Annotated in this window: 20 protein-coding genes and 1 pseudogene; 5 read left to right on the plus strand and 16 right to left on the minus strand. The window is 34.8% G+C overall.

Going from position 1 to position 24,065, the window contains the following annotated elements; translation table 11 throughout:
* Positions 1–50: 50 nt before the first annotated feature.
* Entirely contained in the window at positions 51–851 is an 801-nt protein-coding gene (locus QWY91_RS09310) for a porin (RefSeq protein WP_290234134.1), read from the minus strand.
* A 109-nt stretch (positions 852–960) separates the two neighbouring features.
* The gene (locus tag QWY91_RS09315; RefSeq protein ID WP_290234137.1) at positions 961–1,803 is read right to left on the minus strand and encodes a helix-turn-helix domain-containing protein; all 843 of its coding nucleotides are present in this window, start codon (positions 1,801–1,803) and stop codon (positions 961–963) included.
* 191 nt (positions 1,804–1,994) lie between these two features.
* Here QWY91_RS09315 and hxlB point away from each other — a divergent pair, with 191 nt between their 5' ends.
* Both hxlB and hxlA read left to right on the plus strand, forming a co-directional pair.
* Positions 1,995–2,579 carry a 6-phospho-3-hexuloisomerase gene (hxlB, locus tag QWY91_RS09320; protein ID WP_290234140.1) on the plus strand — a complete coding sequence of 195 codons (585 nt, stop codon included), beginning with the start codon at positions 1,995–1,997 and terminating at the stop codon, positions 2,577–2,579.
* A 47-nt stretch (positions 2,580–2,626) separates the two neighbouring features.
* Positions 2,627–3,253 (plus strand): 3-hexulose-6-phosphate synthase, encoded by a 627-nt coding sequence (gene hxlA / locus QWY91_RS09325; RefSeq protein WP_290234142.1) that lies wholly within the window; start codon positions 2,627–2,629, stop codon positions 3,251–3,253.
* A 145-nt stretch (positions 3,254–3,398) separates the two neighbouring features.
* Here the strand turns inward: hxlA and QWY91_RS09330 are convergent, their stop codons facing one another.
* A complete protein-coding gene (locus tag QWY91_RS09330; protein ID WP_290234145.1) occupies positions 3,399–4,310 on the minus strand; it encodes a bestrophin family protein in 912 nt (303 codons plus the stop codon).
* A gap of 143 nt (positions 4,311–4,453) precedes the next feature.
* Here QWY91_RS09330 and QWY91_RS09335 point away from each other — a divergent pair, with 143 nt between their 5' ends.
* On the plus strand, positions 4,454–4,852 hold the full coding sequence (locus QWY91_RS09335; RefSeq protein ID WP_290234148.1) for a response regulator: 399 nt from the start codon (positions 4,454–4,456) through the stop codon (positions 4,850–4,852).
* Between the two features lie 130 nt (positions 4,853–4,982).
* Here QWY91_RS09335 and QWY91_RS09340 read toward each other — a convergent pair whose 3' ends face one another.
* From QWY91_RS09340 to QWY91_RS09395, 13 genes and pseudogenes are all read right to left on the minus strand, one after another.
* Positions 4,983–6,023 carry an LLM class flavin-dependent oxidoreductase gene (locus QWY91_RS09340; protein ID WP_290234151.1) on the minus strand — a complete coding sequence of 347 codons (1,041 nt, stop codon included), beginning with the start codon at positions 6,021–6,023 and terminating at the stop codon, positions 4,983–4,985.
* 21 nt (positions 6,024–6,044) lie between these two features.
* Entirely contained in the window at positions 6,045–6,329 is a 285-nt protein-coding gene (locus QWY91_RS09345; RefSeq protein WP_290234153.1) for an ArsR/SmtB family transcription factor, read from the minus strand.
* A gap of 135 nt (positions 6,330–6,464) precedes the next feature.
* Positions 6,465–8,690 (minus strand): pectinesterase family protein, encoded by a 2,226-nt coding sequence (locus QWY91_RS09350; RefSeq protein ID WP_290234156.1) that lies wholly within the window; start codon positions 8,688–8,690, stop codon positions 6,465–6,467.
* A 16-nt stretch (positions 8,691–8,706) separates the two neighbouring features.
* A complete protein-coding gene (locus tag QWY91_RS09355) occupies positions 8,707–9,345 on the minus strand; it encodes a hypothetical protein (RefSeq protein WP_290234159.1) in 639 nt (212 codons plus the stop codon).
* Between the two features lie 41 nt (positions 9,346–9,386).
* Positions 9,387–9,557 (minus strand): hypothetical protein, encoded by a 171-nt coding sequence (locus QWY91_RS09360; RefSeq protein ID WP_290234162.1) that lies wholly within the window; start codon positions 9,555–9,557, stop codon positions 9,387–9,389.
* 55 nt (positions 9,558–9,612) lie between these two features.
* Positions 9,613–11,295 (minus strand): fibronectin type III domain-containing protein, encoded by a 1,683-nt coding sequence (locus QWY91_RS09365; RefSeq protein WP_290234166.1) that lies wholly within the window; start codon positions 11,293–11,295, stop codon positions 9,613–9,615.
* Positions 11,285–13,093: a RagB/SusD family nutrient uptake outer membrane protein gene (locus tag QWY91_RS09370; RefSeq protein WP_290234169.1), complete on the minus strand. Its 1,809-nt coding sequence runs from the start codon at positions 13,091–13,093 to the stop codon at positions 11,285–11,287. The genes QWY91_RS09365 and QWY91_RS09370 overlap by 11 nt, the downstream gene beginning before the upstream one ends.
* Positions 13,094–13,103: 10 nt before the next feature.
* A complete protein-coding gene (locus tag QWY91_RS09375; protein ID WP_290234171.1) occupies positions 13,104–16,409 on the minus strand; it encodes a SusC/RagA family TonB-linked outer membrane protein in 3,306 nt (1,101 codons plus the stop codon).
* A 439-nt stretch (positions 16,410–16,848) separates the two neighbouring features.
* Positions 16,849–17,376 (minus strand): fibronectin type III-like domain-contianing protein, encoded by a 528-nt coding sequence (locus QWY91_RS19370; RefSeq protein WP_353958663.1) that lies wholly within the window; start codon positions 17,374–17,376, stop codon positions 16,849–16,851.
* A pseudogene (locus QWY91_RS09380) lies at positions 17,310–17,564 on the minus strand (hypothetical protein); the annotation flags it as partial. The gene QWY91_RS19370 and the pseudogene QWY91_RS09380, both read right to left, overlap by 67 nt.
* Positions 17,565–17,613: 49 nt before the next feature.
* Entirely contained in the window at positions 17,614–17,931 is a 318-nt protein-coding gene (locus QWY91_RS09385; protein WP_290237082.1) for a PA14 domain-containing protein, read from the minus strand.
* A gap of 288 nt (positions 17,932–18,219) precedes the next feature.
* Positions 18,220–18,549 (minus strand): glycoside hydrolase family protein, encoded by a 330-nt coding sequence (locus QWY91_RS09390; RefSeq protein ID WP_290234173.1) that lies wholly within the window; start codon positions 18,547–18,549, stop codon positions 18,220–18,222.
* A gap of 1,156 nt (positions 18,550–19,705) precedes the next feature.
* Positions 19,706–20,575 (minus strand): glycerophosphodiester phosphodiesterase family protein, encoded by an 870-nt coding sequence (locus tag QWY91_RS09395; protein ID WP_290234176.1) that lies wholly within the window; start codon positions 20,573–20,575, stop codon positions 19,706–19,708.
* 396 nt (positions 20,576–20,971) lie between these two features.
* Between QWY91_RS09395 and QWY91_RS09400 the strand changes: the two genes are divergently transcribed.
* Both QWY91_RS09400 and QWY91_RS09405 read left to right on the plus strand, forming a co-directional pair.
* Positions 20,972–21,160: a hypothetical protein gene (locus QWY91_RS09400; RefSeq protein WP_290234179.1), complete on the plus strand. Its 189-nt coding sequence runs from the start codon at positions 20,972–20,974 to the stop codon at positions 21,158–21,160.
* A 279-nt stretch (positions 21,161–21,439) separates the two neighbouring features.
* A complete protein-coding gene (locus tag QWY91_RS09405) occupies positions 21,440–23,881 on the plus strand; it encodes a DUF4114 domain-containing protein (RefSeq protein ID WP_290234181.1) in 2,442 nt (813 codons plus the stop codon).
* Positions 23,882–24,065 lie beyond the last annotated feature (184 nt).

A 24,065-nucleotide genomic window follows, 5' to 3' on the forward strand; every position in this document is an offset into this window, starting at 1 on the left:
ATTGGCTTGTTTAAGATGGTACTGCCCCGGGTTTTGCCCCTCGTAACCTTCTAAAAATCCCCGCCAGATGAAGAAAATCTGGTATGCTGACTCCTATTAGTAGATCCAGCCACAGCGATTATCGCTCCCGGTTTCTTATGAATGCTTAAATCACTACTTCTAAAACCAATATTTTCTCCAAAAATGTTCCATTGCAAACGACCAAAATACATTAGATCCTTGCTATCATTTTCTGTAGCGCCACGACCGGCACCAGTAAAAACACCCAGCCAGTAATTAAAATCGAGCGATCCCGATCTTCTTAATCTTCCATAAAGTTCTATTCCCTGTTGCCTATCTACGGTAAAAGCTTTATTTAAAATAGAACGATCTACAGTTTGTTGCGCTCCACTACTTATACGACGTTCTCTACTATATTCTACCTTAAACTGACCAATTTTAAAATTCAAGAATTCCCAGGGCTCGATCATTAATCTATAATCTAACAAATTCGATTGCCCTAAATCGTATTCCCAGTAATACTTTAGCCAGGGTTTATAAGCATGCCCACCTACTTTAATACGCGAGCGATTTATTTTGAATACATTTCCGCTATTTTCACTAAAGTCGTTGAAAGAAAGAGGATCGTTATCCCCGGGTGTTGCAAATCGAAACTGTAATCTACTTTGAATCTGAAGTGAATATTGATTGTCTCTCGATCTAAATTCGAATCCGTTCGCTCCATATTGAAACTGCCAATCCTGCAAAACATCCTCAGAATTCTCCTCATTGGTTTGGGAAAAAGAGACACTCGCATTTAAGCAAACAGCAATTATTATAAGAAACCTCAGAAAAGGAAAACCACACTTCATAAGTCACAATAGTATGGTTTCAAAAATAGAAATAATTAATCTCTTAACATTGAATTAGCCTTAAAGAAACATTTAATTTACATTTAAACAGAAATAAAGAATCTAAATATCAGCTAATTAAAGTGTTTTCATGCTGAATAACGTGACTTTTTACACTCGCCTGAAACTCCTGCGGCGTCATCCCTGAATGTTGTTTAAAAAACCTACTGAAGTAAGATCGATCTTTAAATTTCAGGTTAAATGAAATCTCTTTAATCGTATTTTCACTATGTATAATTTGTCGTTTTGCTTCTAGAATTAGTCGGTCATGAATTAGCTGAAGTCCGGTTTTTTCTAATTTCTCTTTAAGAATCTGGTTTAATCGCTTAGCGCTTATTCCTAATTTTTCAGCATAAAAAGAAGTATCTCGCTCTTCTAAATAATTAGATTCCAGCAGCAGCATAAACTCATAAATGCGCTTTTCGTTAATATCATGTTGAGTAAAATGCTCATCTTTTAACTGAATTAATTGCAACAAAAACACTTTCAAAAGTGCTTTCATCATAATTAGATTCATCTCATCCTTTTGATATTCTTCAGATAGTAAATTATAAACTGAATTTAAGCCTTTAGAACTTTGCTCGGTTACCTGCAAACATGAAAATTCGCCCTGAATATTGAACATTCTGAAAACGTCTAATAAAAATTCCTTCAGATCATCTTCCAGCAGTTCTCTTTTAAAAGACAATAGCACTCCTTTTTTTCCTGCTTTATTCAGTTGATGCACCCGGTATGGCGGGATTAAATAAATCCAGTCTCCCTGCACGGTCTGAAATGAATGTTGAGGAACATGCAAAGCTTTCTCATCTTTAAGCCATACAATTTCAAAAAATTCTCTTCTCCCGGGATCATCCAAATAAGAGGCAGGACAATCAATCAAATCTCGTATATATAAAACCTTATCACTTAGCATATTCAAAATCATTAAAGATTGGAAAAAATGGCTTTTCCAAAAAGTACCACAAAACTAGCTAATTTTACCCAACAAAAATCACAATCTGGCAAATTGTACCACATATCTGCCAGATTTTATACCAATTTGATCTCTAGCGTGACTTAATTTTGTACCTCCTAAAACAGGGAGATAATTTAAAGACGATTATTATGGACAATAACAATCAGGATAACCACAATACTAGCATTCAAAATGCTTACGAGATCATTATTAATGAACATGTAAATCTTTATCACTCTTTAAATTTAGACAGCCTTAAGGCGATAGAAAATCCAATTAAAAATGCTAAAAAGATATTTTTAACTGGCGCGGGTAGAACTGGCTTTATGGTACAGGCAGCAACGATGCGTTTAATGCATTTGGGGTATAAAGTTTTTGTCGTTGGTGAAACTACCACTCCGGCTATCACTAAAGAGGATCTTTTAATTGCGGTATCTGGCTCGGGGACGACAAAATCTATATTAAATGCTGCTGAAACTGCTAAGAAAAACGAAGCAGATTTGGTATGCTTTACAACAGATAACTCTTCTCCATTAGCAGAATTAGCAGATCACACAATAGTAATCCCGGCAGCGGGAAAACAAGAGCATGGCAATTCTATTTCTCAGCAATACGCAGGAAGCCTTTTTGAGCAATCGTTTTTATTGATTTTCGATGCTCTTATCCACTATTTATGGAAGCAATCTGATAGCAGCGCAGAGAAATTGTGGGAGATGCATGCGAATATGGAATAGATCAAAAAGTAAAGAAAGAGAAGAATATAAATTAAACATAGAGGATTATGACTAAATTACAAGTAGCAATCGACCTACTAAACACAGAAGATGCAATAGCTTTAGCTACAAAAGTAGCTCCTTATATCGATATTATTGAATTAGGAACACCACTTATTAAAAGTGAAGGTGTACGTGCAATTACTGCAATGAAAGAAGCATTTCCAGACAAAATGGTTTTTGCTGATTTTAAAACTGCAGATGCTGGTGGATTAGAAGCTGAAATGGCTTTTAAAGCAGGAGCAGATTATATCACTATCTTAGGATCTATTGATGATGCTACTATCATTGGTGCTGTTGAAGCTGCTACAAAATACGATAGAGCGGTAGTTGTTGATACTATTGGTGTTAAAGATCGTGTACAACGTGCGCAAGAAGTAAGCAAACTAGGTGTAGAATTTGTAGAATTACACGCAGGTTTAGATGAGCAAGCAAAACCAGGATACTCTATTGATGTTCTTGTAGAAGAAGCTTCTAGAGCTGGTGTGCCAGTATCTATCGCAGGTGGTGTTAACATCGATAGCATTAAAAAGGTTAAAGAATCTGGAGCAGTTGTTGCCGTAGCCGGTGGCGCTATTTATGGTGCTGAAGATCCAGCAGCAGCAGCTAAAGCATTGAAAGAAGCTTTAAACTAGTTCTAAAATAATACATTATTTATAATGTAGATTTGTCTAAGGGCTGGTAATTACCAGCCCTTTTTTGTGCTTCCATATTAAAATACCTAGAATTACTAGTTATTTTGAAATTCACCGAAATAAATTCAAAAGAAGGTTTCTTTCCTTAAAGTACATATTCTTCATTTACACTTTCCACTTGTTTTGGAATATTCTTATCTCTAAGCATTTCTAATAGATTTATTTCTATAGTTCGTGATATTAAGTTTAAAGGAATTCCGGTAGGTAACATTTCAAAAGGATTAAGAAGGGAAACCCCTATTTTATGAATGGTTAGAAATACATATCCTATTAAGGTTCCAAAAACGATCGACCAAACTCCGATGCTTTCTGCAGTAACAAGGGTTGAGCACACAATAAATATCCAGACAAAAACTCTCGTGTAGTAATTATAAGTAGTTGGGAAAACGGTATTAGCGATACGCTCAGATTTCCCCATATGATCACAAAAATTGATAAGCATTTGGTTTAATTGCATAAACTGAAATCCATCAACCTTTCCTTTTTGATACCATTCGTTTAAATCTCTTGTCTGAAGATTTAAAACTGCATTCGCTTTATTGGATTCATGTCTTAGGTATTCAAAATCATCATCACTTAAGAAATTTAAATAATCGGTTTCTGCAGATTTCCTCAGACCTCTGTTTAAAGCGTAAACAAAACCGATATGTCTGCGCACTAAAATTTCAATGAAATTTCTGTCTTCTCCTTGAATTTCTTCCGTTGTTTTTTTCAGAAATAATAATTGTCTCGCCCAGCTTCTACTATCATTTACGAGTCCGCCCCATATCTTTCTAGCTTCCCACCAACGATCGTAAGCCTGATTATTGTTGAAACCAATAAAAAATGCAAGTGCTGTACCTAAAATTGTTGGCAGCAATGCCGGGATAGGAATATTAATAATATTAAAATATTCTGATAACGCATAAGTTACACTACAGGTTAGAAAATCAATTAAAAAATAAGTCCAGGATCCCTCTATAACACTGGATATTCTAACTTTATTGGATATTAACATTCATAGATTTTTCACCTAATTTAAATAAAAAATGATATTATTTCAATACAAATGGATATTCATAAGTATTTTAATACTTTTACTCCTTATTTAAGTATATAACCATCAATTAAAAAACGTGCTTAGTATTTTTAAGATTTACTATGAAAGAGTTCGAGAAACCAATTAAAATTTTAGCGGTAGATGATAATCCGGTTAATCTGTTTTTAGTAAAGACGATTATCAATAAAATTTTTGATTGTGCTGAAGTTATAACTGCTGCTACCGGTGAAGAAGGCGTAGCGATTTATAGAGATTCACCAATTTTTGATCTTATTTTAATGGATATTCAGTTACCGGGAATTGATGGATTTGAAGCAAGTAGATTGATAAAAAAAATAGAAGCTAAGCGCCCTACGCGCATAGTAGCCCTAAGCGGTAATAAATTAGAGAATATGATAGAAAAAGGTGAAATGGTAGGTATGGATGGTTATCTTAGTAAACCTATTAAAGTTGAACCAAGTAAAAATCTATTTCAAAAACTCTTGGTAGAAAAAATTTAGTACCTCAACGCTATTTTCAAAAAACCTTAGAAAATATTTACCTAAAACTTCCTTAGTATCAATAAAAAAGCTGACTAGTTCATTTTCAGAATAGTCAGCTTTGAGAAGTGTGATCTTTATTTTTTAAGAATTACACCACTTTTTGATCTTCAAGTTTCTTGGATTCTTTATTGATTTCCTGCATTATTTCAGCAAATGTACTAACTGATTTTATTCGATCTTCAGCATCATACATCGCAGAAACTGCTATTAATTCATCTACATTAGTTTCATCCAAAAATTCATTCACTTGTTTCTTTACAGTTGCTTTGCTTCCTACGAAAGAATATTTAAGCATTTGCTGAACTGATGGATGATTTAAAACGCCTTTCAATTCAGATGTCATAGGAGTTGGCGGTTTCAAGCCATCTCTTTCTCCGGTTAAAATCCCCAGAAACATTCGTATTAATGTTGTAAATAATTCATCTGCTTTTTCATCGGTTTCAGCAATTATTACATTTACACCTGCCATACAGTAAGGCTTCTCTAAAACTTCTGAAGCAGAAAATTCTTCTCTATAAATTCGTAATGCATTTTGTAAATGTTTTGTTGCAAAGTGGCTGGCAAAAGCATAAGGTAGACCTTTTCTGGCAGCTAAGTGCGCACTATCAGTACTAGAACCTAAAATATAAAGCGGCACATCTGCACTTTCAGCTATAGGAGCTCTAACTTCTGAAGTTTTATTCTCTGACGAAAAATAACGTTCAATCTTAGCAATTTCGTTTGGGAAAGATTGTGCAGCCTGCATAAAATCAGATCGTATTGCACTCGCAGTTTTAGGATCTGTTCCGGGAGCTCTTCCTAAACCAAGATCTATACGGCCAGGATATAATTGTGCTAAAGTTCCAAACTGTTCAGCAATCACTAATGGCGAATGGTTTGGTAGCATAATTCCTCCAGAACCAACTTTAATTTTAGAAGTATTATCAGCTATATATCCCATAAGAATTGAAGTCGCAGTACTCCCAACGTGCTCCATATTATGGTGTTCTGCAAACCAAAACCTATGATAACCTGCATCTTCAGCTAATTTTGCTAATTCTAGTGAATTATTTAAGGTCTGTTTGTATGTATTTCCTTTTGACACATGAGCAAGCTCAAGTATCGAATATTTTATGTCTTTACTATTCATATATTTAAATGTTTCAATATATTAATCGTTGAAGCTTTGTAAGTTTTTGAGTGTAGCTAAATAATCGTTTAAGATATTCTGATTCAGAGAATAAAAATAAAATCGTCCTTCCTTATACGGAATTATCAAATCGGCTTCTACCAGTCTTTTAATATGATGACTTATGGAAGGTTGTGATAAATCTAATGAATCGACAATCGCAGAACAATCTAACTTACCTTCGTTCTTTTGGATCGCCTTCATAATAAGCAGTCGATTTCGATCACTTAAAGCCTTAGCTATTTTCTCTACTTCTTTTAAATTCAAATTCTCTAATTAAATAATTTAGCTAATACAGCATTACACATAGTTTGTAGCAAATAGTGCAAAAACCTTACGTCGAGTAGAGAAAATTTATAAACACTAATCCTATACTATTTTTCACAAAAACATAATTTTTTTCTATTCCTTTTCTTTTATATTTTCCAATATCCTAATAAAGTTATTCGCTCGTTTTTTAGATAAGCTTTTTGCCCAATCAACCCGATTATTTGATGCACCCGGGCCGGTTGAATTATATTCTGCATAAAACACGGTTTCCTCAGCTTCTGGTTTTCCCCAGTTATGCCAGCCTTCAATTCTAATATGATCTCCAAGATGACAATTGATAAGGACTGTTTGCGCATAATTTCTCCATGGTCTTCCAAGGTAAACCGAATTTGCTTCAATTCCTTCCGCAGTAAAATCACATTCTATAAAAACAATACCGTATTTCGCACCTTCTTCGGTAGAAGCTGCTGTCACATAGCCGTCTCGTTTACTTTTAATCTTACATTGATAAAATACGGCTGAAGACCAGCCAAAAATAAAATCTACCGTTCCCTCGATATAACAGTTTTCATAAAATTGCTGACTATTTTTGCCATGTAGATAAAGCGTATCCTGATTGCCCAGAAAATTGCAATTCTTAAAATGAGCTTTGTTTCCGTCTACCCTAACGGCTACGGCTTGCCCCACGCGACCGGCACTATTTTCGAAAGTAATGTTTTCTGCAAAAAAATGGTCCCCAAAAATAAAGAAAGACGTCGATCCTGTTGTTCCCAAACCTTCCCCAAAGCGATTAAGTTTGCTCGCATAATCATCATAAGTAATTATTGTACTGTCTTTACTTTCCCCGATAAACTGAATATTGGTTTTAGAAGCTGGTAAAACCAGTTTTTCTTTATAAATCCCATTTTTTATAAACACTCGCGTCGCATTTTTTCTGAAATCGGGCAGTTTGTTAATTAGTACTTTAAGGGTTTTAAAATCGCCACTCCCATCACTTGCTACGATAAAATCATACTGGGCCGATTTTGTTAATTCCTGAATGTAAATTTCGAGATTGGTATACTGCTCACTTAATTGATATTGCGTAGCGTCGTTTTTATTAGGATTTAGATTATTTACTTTCTCCCATTCATCTGGTATTCCATCGCCATCGCTATCTTTTTTACTTTTTCCATTTTTTAGATTGGGCCATCCACCAACGTCTTCCTGTGAATCTATAATTCCGTTTTCAAGAGTGGTTTTACCAGATCTTACTTCTGTAATTATTCGTTGATCCACCTCATCTCTATAAAGACTGGCACCGGCTTGTTTCAGGACATTGTTGTAAGCAGCATAAGCTTCTTCAGTATTAATATTATTCAAAATATCGAACATTTTAGATGCTTTAGTTTTAGCCGGATCGTCACATTGTACACCACCTTTCCAGTTATCTCTACTCACAGTTTGTGAACCTTCTACATAATTTCCGGCTACGAAAAATTGGCCGTAAGGTTTACTAGGATTTAAAATTCGGTCTTTTACATCTTCTTTTGTGGCAGGCCCAGGTTTAAAGTAATTATTTACCACATTGTATCGTCCTTTTTCGCCACCATAAATACTATTGAATCCCCAATTAAAAATGACATTATTTCTGAAATCGACCAGTTCATCTTCTTTATTAGGAACCGAAGACGATCCTCCGAAACGTGGATTTCTACTACTATTGCTTGCAATTAAATTATGATGAAAACTGGCATTTTGCCCGCCCCAGATTCCGCCATAACCATGTGCACCTTTATGATGTACCGATCTATTTAATGCTTCTGAAATTATACACCACTGCATGGTGAAATTTTTGTTCCAATAAAATGAAGAATTTTCGTCTGTTGCCCAACTTATCGAGCAATGATCGATCATAATATCTGAATTACCGCGACCTCCTAGAGCATCGTCTTCTACACCATTAATATCGCCCATCCTAAACCGTAAATATTGAATGATGACGTTATTCGCCTTAACTTTTATCGGATATCCTTTTAAAGTGATTCCTCCTCCCGGTGCTGTTTGCCCGGCTATAGTGAGATCACCGCGATTTATATCTAAAGATGATTCTAAATTAATGGTTCCTGAAACCTCAAAAACGATAATCCTTGGTTCTTTTTTTTGAATTCCTTTTCTAAGACTTCCTTCCCCGCTGTCGTCAAGATTCGTTACTTTATAAACGATACCATCTCTTCCTCCTTTGGTGTATCTCCCAAAACCTTCAGCACCAGGAAATGCCAGATTTTGTCCTGAAGCAGAGTTTAAACTAAAGAAAAATAATAGAAAAAGATTCAGTATAAAAAAAGGCTGATATTTTATCGATATTCGGTATTTCATGATTGTTTTTTTCGGATTATATGTTTGGGCTTAGGCTATTTAAATATACTTCCAGATTATCGTAACCTGTACTAAGATCGTTATCGTTTGCATCAAACTTCTCAGGATCCAAATTGTTTTCAATTTCCCAATCGTCTGGCATTCCGTCTAAATCTGAATCTTTTAAAGCAGTTCCCTTATCTAATTCTGGATAGCCACCAACATCACTTTGGGTATCAATTATTCCGTTTGTGCTTCCACGCGATCCAGTATAGGTGAAACTTTTATTTTGTACATCTGCAATTACATGCTCATCTACTTTATCTCTAAACATGGTATTGCCAGACTTAGCCATTACGGCTTCATAAGACCGCTGAGCACTCTGAGTTTCTACATTATCATCGATAGGATGAGGAGATTCAATCTTCATTGCATTCTTATCTTCTGGGGTTAAACTACCGTATTTGCTATGTATTTGATTATATACTCCCAACTCCCAATTATTTTCACTTGCTCTTTCGCTACCCTCTACAAAATTTACATCAATGAAAAATTTACCCCAAATATTATAAACTTCACTATCCACATTAAGGTTTTTATCGATGGCTACGATTCGTTCTTTTTTTGAGGTTGAAGGTCCCGGTTTATAATAGTTATTTACAATGTTAACGTTCATGGCTTCTCAGCAATAGATACTATTGCCCTGCCAGTTATATATTACACCCCACGACCACCAGTCGCATTCTTGCCAAAACCTTCAGCATTAGGAAATGCGAAAGCTTCTTCCTGAACAGGCTCGTGGCCAACAGGCGATTCTTCCTCACTTTGATCAAGATCACCAGAGCAAGAAAAAATGAGTGCTGCAAAAAAATATAGAATAATTTTCAAAATATTGGATTAAAAAACAAAGCTGGAAAAATTCCAGCTTTGATCATTATTTAGTCTATAATTCTATTCTCCATCGTGGATCACCAGTATCAAATCTTCCTGAGAATCCTCTATCCTGAAAATTAAAATTATTCTCAGTAGCTACATTCATCCAAAGATCATCCTGGGTACCATTGTAATTCGCAATTGGGAAACCTGGAATTTCGCCCCCACTAAAGAAGAAATTCGCCGTAGAATAGTTATTTACAATATTGAAGTTGGTATTTCCTAATCCCTGGCCAATTCCCTGGATTCCGTAGTTATCGCTATCGCTTAAATCCCAACTATGCCCAAATATTGAATTACTTATCGTAATTCCGTTAGTTACGTTATCATTACCATCACCTCCTCTATATCTAAAAAACTGGCCTCCGGTATTGATAAAATTGGCAAAGGAACAACCGTTTATGGTTATAGACTGTGAGTTGTTTCTAGACTGAATCCCGGTATCGATATAATTAAATGAACTGTTCAATAAGTTGATCTCCTGTACCGATGCAGTTGGTGTATCTGTAGATGGATCAGTGTCAGTAGTAAGTATTCCGTATCCTCCAATAGTGTCTACGATAGAATTACTAATGGTAAATTCTTCTACCTGCACTGTTGTTCTTATTCTCATTATCCCTCTAAAATTAGAAATATGACATTTTTCAAATAATACTTCACCTACATTTACATTGCTTCTGTTTGGATTGAATACGTAATCACCAGTATAATCCTCTCCTCGAAGTTTAAGATCTATAAATCGAACATGATCAATGTTTGAATTATCATCTATATCCCAGTTACCTGTAGTGTACAGCATGGCTTGTTTTTCACCAAAACCGTAAGTTGCACGAATGGTAATGGATTTATTTAAGTTTTGCTCCGGAAATTTATAAACGCTTCCTCTAGAAATTAAAACAACTGCACCATCTGGAGCAGACGCAACTGCATTAGAAACCGCCAGCGAATCTGTAGCACCTCTAATATCTATAACATTAGCATCATTAGGATCGATATCCATTGGTAAAGTAGTATAATTTACCCAACCTCTTAATTGATCTTCACTATACAGCGCGATCTGATATTCGGTATCTGGGTCTAAACCTGTAACGGTAGCTTCAGTTGAATCCCTTTCTTCCTGATTCACCGATCGTTCTTCGAAAAGTGGCGTATTTAAAGAAAGATCTTCCGCAGCATATATCTGGATTCCGGTTACCGGAGCTCCTGCTGCCGTCCAGGTTACCCTGGCAGCCGTATCGATCACATCAAAGCGACTTGGAACATTCAGTATTGATGGAAATCTTTGGGTTCTTACATTTCCCAGATCTGAAATTTTACTATCAAATTCAGGATCATCAGCATGCGCTGTTGCTCTAATTTGATATAAAGTGTTCCAATAGAGTTCTTGACCGATTAAATCTTCGTTAATCTCTACATAATTAGTATCTGTTTCTATTGTAAAATCTACATTAGCAAACGTATCACGACTAACTTCTATCGTATACGATTCAGCACTCCGCATATTACCTAGATTTACGATAATTACGTTTCCTTCAGAATATAGATCTTCATTTAAAACGGGTCTAAAAAGACGTGTTCTATCAAAATCCTCATCATCTTTTTCACAAGCACTAAACATGATCACTCCAACAAGAATAACAAAAATATTTAGGGCATACTTAATTTTAAGTCCTCTTAATATATTAAAAACCATAACCATCATTTTTTAAAGTTCCCTGACTGTTCTCGATAGCAATTGTAGGTATTGGGAATATATATCTTGCCACACCTGGATTTGGACCATTGTAGTAATTTTCCCAATCGTAAAGAATCCATTCCTGATATTGAGTTTCGTCACTATGCAGGCTTAATAAAAACGGAACCTGATTCCAGGTTTCATCTGGCGGAGCAACTACTTTTCGATTAGGATTCAAGATCTCAAAATCGCCGCTTTCATCAGTTCTCCAATACATATAAATTGGCAGGTTTGTAGTTCCTGCAAATGCAGCATCAGCTAGATTTTTTAATTCTTCTACGGTTTCTTTTGTTTTTTCAGCATAAATACCCCAACGAATTAACTCATACTTTCTAATCATTTCGCCACCAAACTCCCAAGCTCTTTCATCGACTATTGCTTCGAAAAAGCTTTCTTTAGATCCAGAAATAGAATTAATATATTGATCCACTTTTTCTGGCCAGAATGTATCTTCAAAAGCACGTTGTCTTACTCTTGCAAGAGCTTCCTGTGCTGAAGCTGTTGGGCCGTTTAATTCATTTTCGGCTTCTGCGTACATTAATAAAACATCAGAATATCTAAGCATTGGCCAGTTTATTCCTGTTCCTTTTGCTGAAGATGCTCCTGGTGGGTTATCTAAAAAGTGCCTACTCCATTTACCTTGTGAAATATCGTAAGAAGCTTCTACGAATTCTTTCTCAAATTGTTCATTTATTTGGTACAATCCGCAGGTAACATCTCTACGGATATCCAATGTATCAAAAGAAAAATAATAGGTAGGAGGAATAGACATATAATTATTTCCCGATCCATAATCATGTGATGCTGTTGGGCCACCTATAACAGTCATACCTATATTCCAACCTACATCTCCACTATTTGTAGAAAAGGGAACTTCAAACAAAATATCGCTATTTACAGGTGAAATGAATTTTGCCTGATTTAAAAATACCTGTCTAAAATCTTCAGGTAAAGAGCGATCCTTTAATTCAATTAATTTCTGGGAATAATCTTTTGCAATTTGATAGTAATCTAAATAATCACTTTCCCTATCCATGCTTAGGTCTGGAGTTAAAAAATAACCACCTCTTTGCAAGGATAATCTTGCAATCATTCCCAAAGTGTATTCACGGCTTACTTGTTCTATTCCGTAAGGCAATTCATCTGCCCATTTCATATTAGATTCGACATCAATTAGATCCTGAATAACTCCGGAAAGAATTTCATTTCGATCTGTTTTTGGCAAATTGAAATCATCTCCAGCAACTGGTGCTGATGTTACATAAGGTACATCTCCAAAATAAAAGATAAGCATGCTGTACCAATACGCTCTTAAAGTGTACGCCTCACCCAATAATTGATAAAAATCAGATTGTTCGTTTGGATCTTCAGATTCCAATGAGCCACTAGCTTTTATACTTTCTATAGAAATATTTGCATCCCTAATTGCTCTATAAGCGTATGTCCATACAATATCTAAGTCACGGTTACTTGGTAAAGCTTCCAGATCCCAAATTTGATACCGGTCTGACTCACTGGTCCAGCCAGATGCATGTTCTATATCGGTATTCCCTGCCATATTATTAGATAATCGAGATCTAAACGCATCCTGATTAAAATAGGAATAAACTGCGTTAACCCCATTTCTGGCATCATCTACATTTGAGTAAATATATTGATTATCAAAGGTCGATCTTGATACCGGTTCCATAAAATCGTCTGAACAGGAGATCGTCAAAATCCCTAAAAATATGATATATAAAATTCTATTTTTCATAGTAAATTTTTTAGAAAGTTAAATTAAGTCCCAATGTATACGACCTACTTCTTGGAAAAGAAGAATAGTCTACACCTGGAGTTAAATTACTTCCAGATGTACTTACCTCAGGATCATATCCTGAATAATTGGTCCATATATGCAGGTTTCTTCCACTCGCATATATTCTAAATTGATTCATTCCCACTTTAGAGATTAAATCTTTTGGCAGGCTGTAACCAAGAGTTAAGTTATTTAATCTTACAAAAGATCCATCCTCGATTGCCCAGGAATGAACTACGGCACCTGCAATACCATGGCTCGCATGAGACCACATATTTTTATCTTGATTCAATTCTGCTAATTGATCTAAGTCTGTAACAATTCCTCCGGGTGTTCCAGTTATATCTCCACTGGCATCTATGTAAGTGTAACGATTATCTGTACTCATGGTTTGTAATAAGTTACCATAGGTTACGCGACGAAATTGATTAAATTGAATTTTCCCTGTGTTGTAAACATCATTACCATACTGAAAGTTAAAAAAGATCGAAGCATCAAAGCCTTTCCAACTCGCATTAAATCCTAAACCACCTTGAAACTTAGGTAAGGTATTTCCTATTACCTGGCGGTCATCAGCATTTATAACTCCATCGCCATTTATGTCTTTCAGTTTAAGAAACCCAGGGCGGATATCTGAATTTCCTACCACAGCACCAGATGCCGGTACACCCTCTTTCAATATATATTCCTCGGCAACTTCATCATAGCTTTCAAAATCGTCTACCATATAGTATCCATCGGTTACGTAACCGTAAATATCACCAATAGTCCCTCCTAACTTTAAATAATAATCGTTGATATTATTTAGATCTGTACTTGCCCAGTTCGATCTAAAAAATCGTTCATCAGTACCATCTAATTCTTCGATCTTTGCCCTATTCAACCCAAAGTTAAAAGTTGTAGAGAAATTGAAATCTTCATTCTCTACAATATATGCGTTAAAGCCTAGTTCTACCCCGCGATTAGATGTACTTCCTATATTGTTCCATTGCTCTGCAAAGCCTGTATTATTAGGAATAGCAGACCTAAGTAGCAAGTCTTTTGTAGTATTATAATATACATCTAAACTACCATTTAATCTGTTTCTAAAAAGTCCAAAATCCAAACCTAAGTTTCTATTTATTGTAGTTTCCCAAACCAGATCCGGATTGTACAAAACATCACTACTTGGAGTGTAATATACATTGTCTGTATTTCCAAAACCAGGACCCCGGTTGGTTGTCGCGCTAAATAAGAATTGAGTAGCTGTATTATCAATTCTGTCATTACCGGTTTGCCCGTAACTAACTCTCAATTTTAACGAATTAATCGCATCTGAATCCTTTAACCAATCTTCCTGATCTATCTTCCAGGCCAATGCTACGGCAGGGAAGATACCAAGACGATTTTCTTTTGAAAATTTACTGGATTCATCTGCTCTTACAGTTACCGTTGCTAAATATTTTCCCATAAATTGATAATCTAACCTACCAAAGAAGGATAGCCTGTTACTCTCTGTAAATTCTCTGGTATATTGGTTATCTACTCTACCAAAAGCCATGTTCGCAAAAAGTTCTTCAGGGGTTATGGATAGTCTAAAATCTTCTGCTCTGATGAAAGATTGATCTCCTCCATTAGAATAAACCTCGTGACCTAAAAGCAAATCAAAACTATGATTTTCTAATTCTTTATATTTAAAATTCAATGTATTTAGCCATCGATAAGAATAGCTCTCTCTGTTATCCTTATACCCTAAAGGTAAGCTTCCTCCATTATTGAAAGACTCTCCTGTTAACGGACCGTAAAACCGTAATTCTTCTCTGTAATCTTTAGATCTTGTATAAGTTGTTTTAAAACTAAGATTATCTAAAATATTCCAGTTTACTGCAGCATTCAAAACATAGTCGTTCTCGGTTCTCTTTCTCCAATCTTGTTTAGATAATTCAACCGGACTTATTAGACTCAATAAAAACTGCTGAAAATCATTATCAGATCCTAATTGATTTAGATCTATATCTAATTCATCTGCTAATCCATTTACCGGCCTAGTTTGAACTGCTTCCTTAATTCCAATCTGTGCATTTCTTGACGTTCCTGCTCCGTCAATTTCAGTATCGGTAATACGAGCTGACACATCCAAATCTAGTTTATCTTCAACCAATTGCTGGTTCAATTTAAAGTTGATCGCTGTTCTTTCGTAGCCTGATCCTAAAAGTAATCCTTCATCATTATTATTACTAACGCTTAGGCGTACCTTTGTTTGTTGAGTTCCTCCACTTACCGTTAAATTATGAAATTGGGTAACTTTAGCGTCTCCAAATAATTCGTCCTGCCAATCTGTACCATTCATCGATCGGTATAAATCGATATCATCGTATACTCCAAAATAGCGTTCATAATTTCTAACATCTGCTTCAGACCTTAGTTTTGCATATTCATAATTAGCGAAAACGTATTCGTAAGGAGATAAAACTTCATATTTCCTATCTTTAGGAAGAAAGTTCCATTGAAAAAAATTGTTATAATCTATAGAAACTCTACCAACGATTGGACTTTTTGTAGTTACAACAACTACTCCATTCGCAGCTTGAGCACCATAAATTGCCGTAGCAGCGGCATCTTTCAAAACATTAATAGTCTCTATATCATTAGGTGGAATATCGTTTATACCGCCAACAATAAAGCCGTCCACCACGTACAAAGGTGAGTTATCTTGCGTTATAGATCCGCCACCACGAACTCTAATATTAATCGCAGCACCAGGTTCCCCATCTGCAGTTTGCACATTAACCCCTGGTAGTCTACCTGCTAATGCCTCAGCTGCACTGGAGACAGGAATTTTTGCAAATTCTTTGCTTGACATTGTGGCAACAGATCCAGTCATATCTTCCTTCTTTACATTACCATATCCATAATCTACCACAACAACTTCGCCTAACTGATTTAGATCCTCTTCCAATGCAACTTCTATAGTCTTAGCTCCATCCAAGTTTCTCTCTTGAGTTTTAAAACCTACATAGGAAAACACCAATATCGTATTTGTACTCGAAACAGTAATATTAAAATTACCGTCAAAATCTGTTACCGCACCATTTTGCGTACCTTTTTCTAAAACCGTTACCCCCATTAAAGGTTCACCTGTTTTAGTATCTTTCACTATACCTGTTATTTCCTGGGAATAACCCGTAAAAGCAAATAGAACAAAAATCACGAAACTCAAAATTTCATTCTTCTTAAGCTCAAATTTTGTGATTTTCAAATAAGAATTTTTCATCTTATGGTAGTTGTATTTCATAAGTAAATTCGTTTTGCAATCGATTACACGTTAGTTTAATTTTTTTTAATTTCTTTTAAAACGAACTACATCGTTTTCGATTGAAATGTTACAAGAAAGTTAATTTCATTACAAGTTTACATAATAGATAATTAATTATCAAATATTAACGGTATATTTTATAAAATTATTTTAAATATTCATTATACATCAATATTTAAATAAATACGTTAATCAATTTAGCATCAAAATCCACTATCAGAGCATCAGATTACAGCCTATGTATTCGATTTTTCAGTAAATTTGTCCATGGCAAGTCCACAGAGGATTTTAGAACTTTAAAAATTTATTAGAGAGACAAGTTTTCGAGGTATTTGAACTCATAGAATAAAACTTTTGGAATAAATTTCTCAGAAACTAAATAATTTCCCCCGAAAATTTAAAACAAATATAATTATCATTAATAATTAACAGAAATATCTTCTTCTTTAATTCGAAATATCTTTAAAAAATTTATCTGAGTTTTTGTGATTTCAGGCAATTTTCCTCTGACATTTGCACCAAACCAACCTGGTTCTATCACCAATTTATCATTCTTATTGATCATGGCTAGTTGCCTTGGATTTATGCTCAAATTAATTTCTTTGGTTTCTCCATTTTTATGATAAATACGATCAAAAGCTGCTAATCGAAGAATAGGTACTGGCGTACTCGCTTTTTCATCCTGAACATATAGCTGAACATTTTCATCTTCATTATAATATCCAGTAATTGTAACCTTTACAGAGAAATTCAGTTCTTTATCTATATCGATAATGGTTATTTGAAGATCTGAATATTTAAAGCTGGTATAGCTTAAACCATTTCCAAAAATATAAAAAGGATCTCCTCTATAATACTTGTAAGTCCCCCCTCTCCATATTATAATCTTCGAAATCTGGCAATTGATCGGTAGATTTTTAATAGATTCATCGTAGCCTTCTGCCAGATTATAATTGCCAAATAAACATCGACAATTACATTTCCACCCTGCTCTCCGAGATGTCCTGCAGCTAGAATTCCGTCTACAATTTCATTAGCATAATTAATCGACAATGCACTACCAATAATCAGGATCAGAAATACGGGTATGCCGGTTGCTACAACAGCCTTCAATAAATCGACGTGATTTTTTGCAAATGTAAGCTTGTACGATCTCCCCGAGAAAAACCTTCAACCTCAACGATCATTTCCTCACCTTAAATCTTTCATTTAAACCTAAAGCCAAAACAACGATATCAGACTGCCCTGCTATTTTAATGGCCTTGGCTTTAGAACTGCTGTTTGGCCTGCTCCATTTCATACTTGCTTCAGAATTTCCGTATAAATTGCTATATTTTACTGTGATAGGATACTTTTTTCCAGCTTCAAGTTTTATTTCTTTTGGATTCAAGGACGGATGATGTTTATGTTTCCCGCCTCCAGTCGTGTCGCCGATTTTAAAATCAAAATAAGGTTTTCCCCAATCGCTAAAGTAATAGGGTCCACTTTCAGGAACTTTTATAAAACCTTCCTATTTTACGCTATAATTTTGCAAAGCTAAACGAGGATCAGGCGGATTGATATCCCAAATAAAATCACTATTATCGTCGGTTCTTGAAAATAATGCTTCTCCTTCTCAATCTTTATTATCGCAATAAAAGGCATCTAAACCCTGCTTTCCTTCGCTATTTTCTAAGTAGATGGAAGGTATCGTAGACATATTTGGGATTTCACTGGCAATTGGTGTGCCTTCTTCGTAAAGGATCTCAACTTCTGTAGATAATTTGTTTTTTTATCCTATATAAAATGGTCACCGCATTTTTAGGCGCTCCGTTAAATTTTCAAGCTTTATATTTTTCAGGTTCATTTCTGGAAGTCCCTTAAGATATCCGGCAGATTCGGCTTCAATAATCTGAATATTATTCATATAAATATTCTTGAAAGCCGGTGTTTCTATGGAAACTTCGGGAGAATCATTTTCATCTTTCTTTATATTGGTAAGATCTGAAAGATTCGGAGCCTTTCCGCCGTAATATAAATTAAAACGTAAGGCATCCGTGGTAATTCCCGTCACATTGATATTAGATATATAAATATCTTCGACTACTCCGCCACGACCACGAGTACTCTTAAAACGCAAACCCGTATCGTTTCATATAAATTTACAATCTGAAATATTTACATTTTTAACACCTCCGGACATTTCACTACCAATTACATGGCTTTTCTTACAAACTTTGTCCAAGAAACACCTAAGCCTATTTATAAAATAATAGCATAAAATAGCTTTCATTTTTGAAATGCCATTCAAAACAAAAGTAAGATTCAGTAGGTTTTACTGGAAGATACTAGCTTATCGAAACTCCTAAAAGCCCAAATAAACTATTTTAAAAGTTATAAAAAACTACTCAAAAAATCTTGATAGCCCCAACAATGAAAAAAAAGAAATTTATAATGATTCTAAAAGAATTAATAAAAACTTATATTCTTTATGCTGACGCCTATATTTCTTTTATCATCTAGAAGATCAGGCATTCATAAAATATGGAATCTTAGTGCTAAAGGCATATATTATAACCTAAATATTTATGGAAGAGTAAAATTGCCTCAATATGTCACGATCGCTTAACTTTGTAGTATTCCTGTTATACATGAATCATCGTGATGAACCAACGTGCTGCGAGCCTTTAGAGGTATTACAGAACAAAAAACAGTTAAAAACATCAAGAATATCGATTTTGAAGAGTTTTCGTATGTTTCGATTTTAATTTTGGGTAACGGCCCGAAAATTATCGTGATTGCCTATCGGCATTAGAAATTCTAAACATCAAACTTGGCGTAAAATAATATTTTGGAGGTAAAGCCCTATTAATAATAATTAGCGGTGGTCACGCTCATCCTTTAAGAGCTGAAGATTTCGCGGCTATCGAAATGAAAAAAAACGGTAATTACCAAATATCATATCCCTTCAGATTGTATTATAGAACCACTTACTAGACATCCCACTACCAATCTAAGAAATGCCATAAGATTATAAAATAACTATGAAATAGCCATGAATAAAGCAGATATCGTTGTCAAAACTAAGGGCCACAGCCAAGTATGTGAGCAGTGAATCTTTCTTAGAAGAATTAGGCTATTTACCGGCTAAAATTAAATCAAGGAGAAATGATACCGCTGTAGAATTACACCATTAAAAAATGTCTTTACAGCACAACCCTTTAGAATCATCAGATCCTTAATAGATTGACGATTATAATTAAAGCAAGCGATACCTGCTTTAAATTTCTATAGAATTAAATTTTTATATGTCTTCCATTTGCAATGAGGTATTCCAATACAACATCGGGTTTATCGGTTTGAATAATATTGATTCTTTTATTTATGAAGTAATTGAGGGTATCTGGACTAACTTCCAACGCCTTATCCAATTTGCCTAGAGCGTTTGCAAAAACAGGTTTCCGATATTTCCCCTGCATTTTTTCTATAAACGAGGATTCCCTTTGGCTTTCTGAATTACCCAGATGAACAATATCTGGATTAACACTTACCATTGCTCTTTTTATAGCTCGTCGATTGGGATTCACTTTTGTCATACGCATTGCTGAAGGAAGATACTTCGCTATTTTTCGCATCACAGCATATCTGCTATCGTAGAAAAATACGGAATTAACAGCTTCGCATTCTTCTATAACCTGAGCCACTTTTTTAATATGTCTAGACTTCACTTTAAGATCGATATCGAATACGACCTGATTCTTACCAAAATCTAATGCTTCTGCAAGTGACGGAACTTGAAACTCAGTAGGCATTCCAGCACTATCCAAAAGAGAAAATTCGCAAATTTCCTGATAAGTTAAATCTTTCACCTTACCAGAACCTGTAGTGGTGCGATCAACTTTCTTATCATGAATTAGAATCGGAATTCCATCTTTGGTTAAACGAACATCAACTTCAACAATATCAATATTATGAAGAATGGCATCCTCGATAGACTTTAATGAATTCTCAGGAAAGTTAATATGCATCCCTCTGTGGGCAGCTACTAGAATTACATCGGCAGAAGGATCAAAAAGATTTTCGCTAGTGTACTGAAATGAAGAGTTTGATTGCGCTCCACAAAACCTAGAAATTAGCAGGAATATAAATAAAGCTTGGTATTTCATGGGTTTTTAATATTTGAATTCTCTCTTCGCTTCACAGTATATTGCAGACGTTTTAAAATAAGAATACTATTTAATTTGAATCGTAAAATTGATGTTTAGAAAATTGAGGAGAAATCGCTCCTCAATTTCTAAACCCACTAAACTGATTTTCTATGAAAAAAACCATTCTTATTGCTTCAAAATTACAATAAGAAAATATACTAGAAGTTATCCTATAGTTATTAATTGCTAATTGAATATTAGATCTGGATTAATTGAAAGATGCTTTCGGAAGAAAACATTTAAATTCCGATACTATTTGCTTTCTGAAAAATTAGACAAAAGAAGCTACGATTACAATAATGTGGTACTAGTGTTCGTTGATGCGAGAAACTATTAAACTATAAATTTTAAATAATGCAGAAGATTTTTAATCTGGAAATTCATGAACCTATTGATTTTGAAAATCCTTTTATAATAGAAAACCTTGTTAGAGAACGAATGCTAAATCATTTAGAAGAACAATACAGCATTCAATCTGTGAATTTAACCATGAACCGTAAGGACAATTATGTGCTTATTGCGGTAGTTAATTTAGAAAAGTAAGAACAACCTCCAAAGTCGAATCGACGAAAAACCCGATTCAGACAGTTTCAATTAATTTTATATGATGTGTTGACTTATCAGCCGTAATTTTTCGTTCGATAAGTCAACACACTCATAATTTTCTTTCCTACTTCTACGAGTTCATTTTTTAAATCGTAAAATTTCATTCAGTTTATCCCAGAACCATTACCACTCGTCGACACTAAAAAATAGCCTAACGATTTAAGTTCCTAAAAAAGTAGTCCCTGCTTTATTTTCGTGCTATAAATAAGTCGCGTTATGAAACAACTACTACTTCTTTTTGGTTTTTTGTGTTCTTTAGCCACAAGCGCACAGAATTATAATTTTTTAGGAACCTATGACAATCAAGGTGTTCCAGATTACTTAGTTGGTCGAGATGATATAAGTGCAGAAACTATACAAAGGATTTCTGATGCACTTCCTGAAGGTTATCCTGTACCAGATTATAATCCTCACTACATTAGTGCCGGCTATGATACCGATCTAATTCTGGATAAAGATGCTGCGGTGTGGGTTACATTTGTTCAGGAAGGTGCTGGTTATAAAAATGTATTGGGTTTTTACACCTACGATATTAATGCGCCAAAACCACCAAGACCTAATCGAGAAGATATTACGATTATTTTCCCAAATGTTTCTGCTGCTGGTTCTGGCGGCGGACTATATGCCGGAGATAAAGTTAAAATTGGTGATTTTAAAGCAGGTACCGCAATCGGTTGGGTTCTTTTAGCAAATGCATGGAAAGGCCAAGTAACCGATGGGTTATGGCAATTATTTTCTAATCCCGATTATAATCCTGAAGCCGATGAAGATTTAAGATATCACAATGTATTATTAGAAGATCCAGAAAACAAACGTGTAATTCTTGGTTTTGAAGATATAAGAAGAGATTACGCCAGTTGTGATCAAGATTTTAATGATGCTCTTTTCTATGTAACTGCTAACCCTTACGATGCGATTAGAACTGCCAATTTTGTGGATATAAAATCTGCTACAGATGTAAGTTCTGCAAATATGGGTGGATTAGAAAGTAATGGTGATTTAGCTTCTTTAATTGCAAAAAGAAACTTTAATAGAATTAAACAAAACAACTTTAAAACCAGTAAAAGAAAACAATCTAAATATAAAGCTCAGAGCCATTTCATGAAAAACTCACAGGTAAATCTGGGATCCCTACTACCAGAGACTGGAATGTTTGGTTCTGAGCAATCTTACGAGTCGAGTCCAGAGGACTTACTTGCGATCACTAATGCCAAAGAAATATTTTCTGTAGATTATTACGAAGGAGACAAAAGAGTCGCGGCAGCGCTGGCTACATTAACCGATGGCGGAATCTACGATCACTCTAAGGTAATTTGTGACCGATTAAATAGTTCTAGCTTAGAAGATATTAGAACAATAAAATTAGCAGGTCACAAGATCATTATGATCAAAATTTTAAGAGCTAGCGGGCAGTTAGAATATGCGCTTAATTTTTCTATTCAGTTAAATAATTCTGGGAATAGGTTATACAGCTTTTGGAATATTGGTGATTATCCTGCCGGTAACTATGCAAACTTTCAGGTTTGGGGAGGTTCTATGGGCCAGGTTAGCACTTTAGCAAAGCATGTTATTGATACCTTTCAATCGGTTAACGGATTAAGCTTCAGCAATAAAAATAATGAAATCCCAAGTGTATTTGTAAAAAAAGGAGTTTATAAAAACGGAAATCTACATTTAAAAATAAAGAATAATTCGGGCGCTACTGCTGTAAATCTTCAGGGGAATATCCGGGCTACTGAAGTTGCTTCAGAAAATGAATTCAATCAAAGCATAGGTTTGTCTTCATCTTACGAAGAGGAAGTTGTCGTAGATGCCGGAAGTTTATTTGATGTAGGTTTAGAAATTCAGGGGAATAATTCACCAAAATCAGATGCGCTTTATCTTGCTGATGGGCCATGGGGAATTGATTATGCTGATACTGAAACTAAAATTAATTCCTTCAGAATAGAAGAGGCGAAATTGGATAATTTCAGCAGTAATTCTTATCAAATCGAAAGAAACGTACAGGTAAATGGTGAGCTTTACGGAACCTTAAATATCTTCAGAAATATTCTTGCAGGCGATCAACTTTTTTATGCTGAAAATTTTGAAGCTCTGGAATTTATAACTAAAACCAATCTTCCTGTTGAAGTAATTTTAGTAACTGAAGGCTTAACAGACTGGAATAAGAGATATCGTTACGCTATAGAAAATAATACTGAAGCAAAAACACATAATATAAGATTATCAGATTTCCGTAATGATTCTGAAGCGTTTAAAGGAGAAGCTTTAAAAGGAATTGTATTCTCAGTAAAGGGAGATTATACAAAATTTCAGGAATTTAATGTAAATGTAGAGAATGTTCAGTTTACAACTTTCAGGGATATACCTTCACAGGAGCAACCAATTGCTGTGGTAGAAAATCCTATTAGAAAAGCATTTAATTACCCAAATCCTTTTAGAAATAATACCAATTTGGTTTTACCAAAAAAAAGTAAAAAAGTAAAAGTAATGATCTTTGATATGATTGGTAGAATGGTACATAACAAAGAATATGAATTAGAAAACGGAAAAATAGAAGTCCCTATACAATTAAAAAGTGTACCTCCGGGAATCTATAACAGCATAATTATCGTAGATAATAAAGACAAGTCACAAATAAGTTTAGTTGTGAATTAATGATTGGTTAGTTGGTTAGGTTAGTTATGAGTGAAAATGCCGGGAGTGGTTACCCGGCATTTTCTTTTTTATTGGCACCGCCAAAGGGTATAATACCCCGAGGCTTGCCTCAAAATTAAAAATCTATTTCCAAAAAATGTCTTGTGGGCTTACCCCGAGATAATTTACTAAATTCGTTTTTCAA

It is taken from the genome of Zunongwangia endophytica (assembly GCF_030409505.1).
GTDB lineage: Bacteria > Bacteroidota > Bacteroidia > Flavobacteriales > Flavobacteriaceae > Zunongwangia > Zunongwangia endophytica.

Coding starts and splice junctions, on each gene's coding strand:
- QWY91_RS09310 (WP_290234134.1), bottom strand. CDS start 851: ATGAAGTGTGGTTTTCCTTTTCTGAGGTTTCTTATAATAATTGCTGTT.
- QWY91_RS09315 (WP_290234137.1), bottom strand. CDS start 1,803: ATGCTAAGTGATAAGGTTTTATATATACGAGATTTGATTGATTGTCCT.
- hxlB (WP_290234140.1), top strand. CDS start 1,995: ATGGACAATAACAATCAGGATAACCACAATACTAGCATTCAAAATGCT.
- hxlA (WP_290234142.1), top strand. CDS start 2,627: ATGACTAAATTACAAGTAGCAATCGACCTACTAAACACAGAAGATGCA.
- QWY91_RS09330 (WP_290234145.1), bottom strand. CDS start 4,310: ATGTTAATATCCAATAAAGTTAGAATATCCAGTGTTATAGAGGGATCC.
- QWY91_RS09335 (WP_290234148.1), top strand. CDS start 4,454: ATGAAAGAGTTCGAGAAACCAATTAAAATTTTAGCGGTAGATGATAAT.
- QWY91_RS09340 (WP_290234151.1), bottom strand. CDS start 6,023: ATGAATAGTAAAGACATAAAATATTCGATACTTGAGCTTGCTCATGTG.
- QWY91_RS09350 (WP_290234156.1), bottom strand. CDS start 8,690: ATGAAATACCGAATATCGATAAAATATCAGCCTTTTTTTATACTGAAT.
- QWY91_RS09355 (WP_290234159.1), bottom strand. CDS start 9,345: ATGAACGTTAACATTGTAAATAACTATTATAAACCGGGACCTTCAACC.
- QWY91_RS09365 (WP_290234166.1), bottom strand. CDS start 11,295: ATGGTTTTTAATATATTAAGAGGACTTAAAATTAAGTATGCCCTAAAT.
- QWY91_RS09370 (WP_290234169.1), bottom strand. CDS start 13,093: ATGAAAAATAGAATTTTATATATCATATTTTTAGGGATTTTGACGATC.
- QWY91_RS09375 (WP_290234171.1), bottom strand. CDS start 16,409: ATGAAATACAACTACCATAAGATGAAAAATTCTTATTTGAAAATCACA.
- QWY91_RS09395 (WP_290234176.1), bottom strand. CDS start 20,575: ATGAAATACCAAGCTTTATTTATATTCCTGCTAATTTCTAGGTTTTGT.
- QWY91_RS09400 (WP_290234179.1), top strand. CDS start 20,972: ATGCAGAAGATTTTTAATCTGGAAATTCATGAACCTATTGATTTTGAA.
- QWY91_RS09405 (WP_290234181.1), top strand. CDS start 21,440: ATGAAACAACTACTACTTCTTTTTGGTTTTTTGTGTTCTTTAGCCACA.